The following is a 6,152-nucleotide window of genomic DNA, read 5'->3' as shown; positions in this document are numbered from 1 at the left end:
TTCCGGACCTTGTGGAACATGTTGAAGGCGGGAAAGAAAATCGGGCGACCCGAAGGCACGGAGCAGCACCTGCTGACCTCGCCACCGAAAGTTCCAGCGAGGAACCAGACATCGTCGGGCTGACCTTCGGCCGCAAGGATTCCGGTCTCGTCGCATACCGGATTCTTGGCGTTGGGGATCGACATGGCCCACTGCCACCACCGGGCGGCCAAATCGACGTTACTGCTGCGCATCCAAACCACCTTGATGATCTATCCGCCGGCCAGGATAGCCGAGCGTCGGAGAGGGCTGCCGAGGGCACGACATCCCACGCCATCCGCTACCTCGTAGAGCTGGCCGACCCACCTGGCGGGCCGGCCATCCAGTCATCGCCAGCCTGCCGAGAACCTCATACTGACGGCGGCCGGGCCCCGCGGGAATAGCGCACGAGCGGAATACTGCCCCGCGCCAGTCAAATAGGCCAAACTGCATCTGTGTCCGCCAACACCGCCCACACCTGGTCATAGCACAGTGCGAAAGATCTTGCCGCCCTTGAATCCGTCCATGAAATACACATCACCGCTTGCCATTTGAGCGAAGGCAGCGTCGGTGGCGTCGTGGGTCCGCTGAAACGTTCCCGTAAGCCTGTCAGGAGTGACGATCTTGTACCGAGGGTCGCCGGACGAGGTGTGCACCACCATGACAACGACCCCCACGGCGACGGCTACGACGACGGCGGACACGGCCGCAACGATGCCGATCACCGCCCCCAACGGCGGCCCTTCGGCCGGGGTGGCTGCGGGGGCAGCATCGGATTGCCCACCATGCCGAAGGCCGAGGTAGGAGGCGGCAGGCCGCTCGGCCCGAATGCCCACGCGCGATCAACCTTTCGACGATCGCGTATTTCCTTTTGGGGAGATCACCACCTGCTCGTCGAACAGTTCACACGCGTCTCGGGTGAGTTTCAGCTCGGCCTCCACCCGGGCAATCCGGCGATGCGCGGAGGCCAACTCATCGGCCTCGACATTCGGCACGCCCTCACGTACTCCCGCATCGACCAGTGCCTGAGCCTTCCATTTGAACAGCGTCGCCGCGGAAATCCCTGTGAGCGGTCCAGATACGCTTCTGGCTCATGCACAGGTGAACCGATCCGATCGGAGGAGATGACGAATGCTGGCAGGAGTGGACTGGCGGGCGGTGCGCACGAGCCTGCCGCCGGGTGAAATGCTCAGATTCCGAGCCGACTTCGCAGAGCGGATCTGGACGACGCCAGATGCGGTGGCGTTCGCGGTGACATTCGGAATCCCCTACTCGCGCGGGCTGTTTCGGATATCAGCTGAGGTGGCCGACCGCGATCCCGACAGCCCCGACCTGGCCTTCATCGACAACATCGACTCGACGCCGACGGACACACCGGTGGGAGAACTCCAGCCGTTGGGTCTGTTGTTCCACAGTCTGCTCTACGTCCGTCCCACGGACGGCACCATCTGGGTGTCCGACCCGGACGCGGAGGTGGAATTCGAGTTGATCCACCGCGACCTATCGTCGCTGGCATACCTGGTGTACAAGGTCGAGATCGAACGACCCGACCCCGACGAAGACCCGACACCCTTCGACTGGGCCGAAATCGAGGAGATCATCCAGGAGGGAATGACCCGTTGGGACACAACGCCTTTCGAGTCAGATGCAAAGTTCTGGACGACTTTCCTCGAGTCCTATCCAATGATGTGAACCGAGGTGATGTCGCTTCCGGCATCCAAAGTTGTTGGCACACAGTCCAATATGACAAACGGCCGCAGTGCGTCGTTCAGCTGATCACCCTGCGGCACTGTCGAATCCGCACTGGTCAGAGATCGCTAACGCGACTTTTCTCCTCACTGGACCCCTCGGGCCAAAACGGCCCGCCCGCGAGGCCCCAACCTGCGGTAAACCCTCCGCCTGACACGAGGCCGCTAGCGAAGGCATCTGGCGGGCCGCAGCACTGCCCAGGTGCGGCCCGCACCGCCCTGGCAACCTTCAAGGGTGCGGCGCCGGGCTCAGTTTGTGGCGGTCTCGGCTCGCAGGTAGCTGTAGACCGTCTCCCGGCTGATACCGAACTCCTTGGCCAGCACAGACTTGCGCTCGCCCGCCGCGGCGCGCTCGCGCAGCCGATCGGCCTGCACGTCGGTCAGGGCAGGTTTGCGGCCGGTGTAGGCCCCGCGGGTCTTGGCCGCCGCGATGCCCTCACGCCGGCGCTCGAGGATCAACGCGCGCTCGAACTCGGCGAAGGCACCCATCACCGACAGCAGCAGCGTCGCCATCGGCGAGTCCTCCCCGGTGAAGGTCAGGTTCTCCTTGACGAACTCCACCCGCACCCCCTTGCCGGTCAGGATCCGCACCAGCCGGCGCAGGTCGTCGAGATTGCGGGCGAGCCTGTCCATCGAATGCACGATCACGGTGTCACCGTCGCGGACGAACGCGATCAGCTCGTCCAGCTTCGGCCGGGCAGTGTCCTTCCCGGAGGCCTTGTCGGTGAAGGTGCGTTCCACCTCGATCCCGTCGAGCTGCCGGACGGTGTTTTGATCGACCGTACCGACCCGGATGTAGCCGACCCGCATTGCCAAATCCCTTCCCGCAGACCAAATGTCAGGATGGACTTCAAGAACCCATCGGACATGTGTCAAGAAGCTCGAATTAGGACTCTAATCTGACGCACTTCATCCCAAGTCGCGGAGGTGGTGCTGGGGTGTACCCCAAACCGACAGTCGCGAAGGGCGGATATGGGGATCTGGAAATACCGCCTATCGGCGACTCGGTCTCGCTGGGCCACATGAACGACCGGTGCGCCGGAGATCCCAGCATCGATGCACTGATCGACACCGCCGACAAGGAGCACGACTCGGTCAGGGCCTGTGGGTGTTGTCAGCGGTATCTGGCAGGGTTCGCCGTGTGACTGATCAGGTGATGGATTCAGGTGCCGCTGCAGTCGGAGCGATTCGACGAACGACCCCGCGCCCGGTTGACGTGACGGGACTCGTACCGGGGCTCGCGGCACGGGCTCGGGACACCATTCGTCTGCATCCGAGGCGGGGCACCCCGTCGAACAGGCAGAGCTCCGTGGGAGGGCCGTTGCTGTGGCCGGCGGATGAGACGTGGCCGGTGTGCACCAGGCCGCACCAGGACCTCGGGAGGGGCACGCCGAGCGCCACTCAGGTGCCGATGGTTCCGGTTGTGCAGGCTTTCCGCTCGGATCTGCCGACCGGTGTTGTGTCCTTTCCGCAGGACAGGGACGTTCTGCAGGTCCTGTGGTGCCCGTTCAATCACGACTTTCCGGCGTCGCCGTGGCCCGTGGTGTTCTGGCGTCACTCCGAAGCAGTCGGGGCCGTCCTTGCGGCACCTGCCGCCGATCCCGCAGCTGATGACTGGCACCTGCCAGCGCCTTGCGTAGTCCACCCCGAGCGCGTGACGGAATACCCGTCCTGGGATCTGCCGGAGGATCTGGCCGAAGCGTGGCAGGAGGATTTTTATCGGTTGGAGGAAGCAGCCCCGCTTCTGTCCTACGGCACTCACCACGCTGAGGCGCCGGGCACGAAGCTCGGCGGATATCCAGCCTGGTTCACCGGCTCCGGCGACGTCGACTGCAAGCAATGCGGCCAGCCGATGCGCCACCTGCTGACCGTGGCCAGTTGGGAATGGGACGGTGACTCCTGGCGGACCTGGCGGCCCCTCGAAGACGATGATCGGGCCGGCGCCGTTAACCCAACTGGCCTGGAAATAGGTGAGGTGGGTTCTGTGTACGTCTTCGAGTGCCTGTCCTGCAAGGACCGCCCCTTCGCCCACTGGTATGACTGCAGCTGACCGACATGCAGGGTGCTGCATCTTGCCGTGCCAGGCTGTACCTCAGATACACAGATGAGCGGAGTCGTTTGCCGGGTGAGGAGCGTGGTCTTCGCATCCCGCAGTGCCGCAATCCGTCCCTGTAACCAGCCGCCGGCGCGTCACTTGTTCACGGAGGCGGAGCGCGGTTTGGGGTGGATGGCGGGTTCGACGTCTGTGGGGCATGACGGTGCCCTACCCCGATTTCGTTGATCCGGCTGAGAACTCGACCACGACGTCGTACAGATCCGGGCTGGATGTGACCGGTGTCTGCCGGTCGTCGCCGGCGGCTCGGGTCTGCTCCTGAAACTCGGGGTCGGAGGTCGCGGCCTCCCAGGCTTCGCGGCTCTCCCAGTGGGAGACGTTGATGATCTGAAACCGTGTCTCAGATGATCGCGCTCTGTGCAATCGGGAGTCGAGGAAGCCGGGCTTCGTACTCATCAGCGCGGCACGTGCCGCCCAGCGGGCGGCGAACGAGTCCGCGTGTTCGGTGTCGATCTCGAAGACGTTGATAAAGGTGACGGTCGCGTCGGACATGTTCTGCGAGTTGGTGTGTGCGGTCACGGAGACTCCTGACGGATCGATGGGTCGGGGTATCCGGCGATGTGGGCCGGTTTCCCGGTGTTCAGGCGCTGCCGCGGAGCACGGCAATGTGGAGGATGTGAGGGCGGATATGGCCGCCGTAGTCACCGCGAGCTGTGACGCTCACCAGCGTCCGCATCGTGGTCTGTGAGGGCGACGTCGGATGCCAGGGCGCGGGCGGTGTCGGCGAAGTACTGCTCGTCGGCATCGGGGGCGAGGCCGAGGATGACGCCCTGGCTGAGGCCGACGAACAGGGCCCTGAGCGCGATGGCCAGGCGTTGCGCCTGAGGTGGCGTGACGACGTTCCCGTGGTGTGGTCTGCCGGTGAACACCGCGATCAGGTGGCTCTCCTGGGTCCGGATGGACGCGGCGAGCTGGGAGCCCAGCTCGGGGTCGTGCAGGGCCATGTCCAGCAAGGTGATCTGCAGCGACAGGCCGGCCAACGCGTCGGGGGCGTCGCAGCTGCGCCGGTAGTAGCGAGCGAAGGCGTCGACCGCCTCGAGGAGATCCAGGTCAGCGGGTACTGCCTGTTCGATCTGTTCGTAGTGGGGCCGCAGGTAGTCGGTGATCAGGGCGACTACCAGGCCGTTCTTGCTGCCGTACAGCGAGTAGATGGCGCCGGTGGTCAGCTCGGCCCGTTCGGCGATCTCCTCGAGCTTGGCGCGGTACCCGTCTCGGGAGACGACCTCGAACGCCGCATCCAGCAGGGCGCGGCGGTTGCGTTCCTTGGTCTCGGCTCTCGTCATTCGCATAATGTCATTATTATAGTAATCGAGTTACGGAACAACGATCAGGGAGGAACACTCATGACCCCGACCCAGGCCATGGCATCGACAGCGGCTCGCCGGATAGTGGTGGGGATCATCGCCGACGGCGTGGTCAAGGTGTTGCTGGGAGCCGCCTTCGTCATCGGCGCTGCCCGGCTCGGTCATCTGCTCGACGTGCCCGCCTGGCTGATGGTTGTCTCGGGCGTCGCCCTACTGATCGGTGGTGGGATGGAGATCAGGTATGTACACAGCCGCCCGATGCGCACCTACACGCGGCTCATGGTTGCCTACGACAGCGGCTGGGTGCTGGCGACGCTCGCGGGCCTGCTGATGGCATGGCGGGGCAACAGCGCCGGGGGTGAGGTATGGATCGGATACCAGCTCGCCGCCCCCATCGCGCTCGCCGCACTGCTGATAATTGCTACCCCCGTGCAGACGACTTCGGGCACCCGCGCAGAGGACTCCGCCCACTGACACCTTCGCTTCGAAGTCGCCGGTGGGCTGGTCTCGGAATCTGGTCTTGCTCTGGGCTGTGGGACGTTTCGGGATGCCTTGGGACACCGACGAGTTCGGTCCGGACTCCGTGGGCGCGCGACCGAGGCGCATCATCGACACCGACAACAGCACAACCGTCGGGAAGGGTGGGGTCAGATGGCAACGGAGGGAAGACCGCACGCGCGGCGGCAGCGGCTGGTCGCGGGCCGGGCTCGGAGATTGCATCGACCCGCACCTCCAGTTCCTTTCGCCCCGGGCATGCTGTATGACACACAGACGCAATGGCCGAAGAGTTTCACGCCTCCTCCTCTACCGCGCTAGCACGCGTTGTGCGAGGTGTCCGAGAACTAGTGCCGCGTCACGCAACGTTGGGTAGGTAATCCGGGCGGCGGATTTTCGAGCCGACGGCGAAGTCTCGGATCGGTCGGGCGTGCTGGTTGCGCCAGCGGACGTAGTCACCGATCGCCGCATCCT

Annotated in this window: 10 protein-coding genes; 4 read left to right on the top strand and 6 right to left on the bottom strand. The window is 64.6% G+C overall.

The annotated features are described in order from the left end of the window. The 3 genes from KO481_RS42530 to KO481_RS42520 all read right to left on the bottom strand — a co-directional run. Positions 1-233 (bottom strand): hypothetical protein (locus tag KO481_RS42530; protein WP_215923970.1); only part of this gene is annotated, 233 nt, incomplete at its 3' end. 267 nt (positions 234-500) lie between these two features. Beyond that, positions 501-854 carry a hypothetical protein gene (locus KO481_RS42525; RefSeq protein WP_215924445.1) on the bottom strand — a complete coding sequence of 118 codons (354 nt, stop codon included), beginning with the start codon at positions 852-854 and terminating at the stop codon, positions 501-503. A gap of 6 nt (positions 855-860) precedes the next feature. Continuing rightward, complete coding sequence (locus KO481_RS42520) at positions 861-1,013, bottom strand: hypothetical protein (protein ID WP_245402326.1); 153 nt, start codon at positions 1,011-1,013, stop codon at positions 861-863. Between the two features lie 136 nt (positions 1,014-1,149). Between KO481_RS42520 and KO481_RS42515 the strand changes: the two genes are divergently transcribed. Beyond that, a complete protein-coding gene (locus tag KO481_RS42515) occupies positions 1,150-1,710 on the top strand; it encodes an SUKH-4 family immunity protein (protein ID WP_215924443.1) in 561 nt (186 codons plus the stop codon). A gap of 305 nt (positions 1,711-2,015) precedes the next feature. On the opposite strand, the gene KO481_RS42510 is transcribed toward KO481_RS42515, so the two are convergent. Then, complete coding sequence (locus KO481_RS42510) at positions 2,016-2,576, bottom strand: recombinase family protein (protein WP_215924441.1); 561 nt, start codon at positions 2,574-2,576, stop codon at positions 2,016-2,018. 128 nt (positions 2,577-2,704) lie between these two features. On the opposite strand from KO481_RS42510, the gene KO481_RS42505 reads away from it, so the two are divergent. Both KO481_RS42505 and KO481_RS42500 read left to right on the top strand, forming a co-directional pair. Beyond that, positions 2,705-2,911, top strand: a complete 207-nt coding sequence (locus KO481_RS42505; protein ID WP_215924439.1) for a hypothetical protein — start codon at positions 2,705-2,707, stop codon at positions 2,909-2,911. 266 nt (positions 2,912-3,177) lie between these two features. Beyond that, positions 3,178-3,816: a hypothetical protein gene (locus KO481_RS42500; RefSeq protein WP_215924437.1), complete on the top strand. Its 639-nt coding sequence runs from the start codon at positions 3,178-3,180 to the stop codon at positions 3,814-3,816. 213 nt (positions 3,817-4,029) lie between these two features. Here the strand turns inward: KO481_RS42500 and KO481_RS42495 are convergent, their stop codons facing one another. Further along, positions 4,030-4,398, bottom strand: coding sequence for an antibiotic biosynthesis monooxygenase family protein (locus KO481_RS42495; RefSeq protein WP_308167008.1), 369 nt, complete (start codon positions 4,396-4,398; stop codon positions 4,030-4,032). 122 nt (positions 4,399-4,520) lie between these two features. Further along, on the bottom strand, positions 4,521-5,162 hold the full coding sequence (locus tag KO481_RS42490) for a TetR/AcrR family transcriptional regulator (protein WP_215924435.1): 642 nt from the start codon (positions 5,160-5,162) through the stop codon (positions 4,521-4,523). Between the two features lie 60 nt (positions 5,163-5,222). On the opposite strand from KO481_RS42490, the gene KO481_RS42485 reads away from it, so the two are divergent. After that, a complete protein-coding gene (locus KO481_RS42485) occupies positions 5,223-5,657 on the top strand; it encodes a hypothetical protein (RefSeq protein ID WP_215924433.1) in 435 nt (144 codons plus the stop codon). Positions 5,658-6,152 lie beyond the last annotated feature (495 nt).

Source organism: Nocardia albiluteola (assembly GCF_018860155.1).
Lineage (GTDB): Bacteria > Actinomycetota > Actinomycetes > Mycobacteriales > Mycobacteriaceae > Nocardia > Nocardia albiluteola.
The sequence above is the reverse complement of the archived record's forward strand: the minus strand, read 5'-3'. Positions and strand labels throughout refer to the sequence as shown.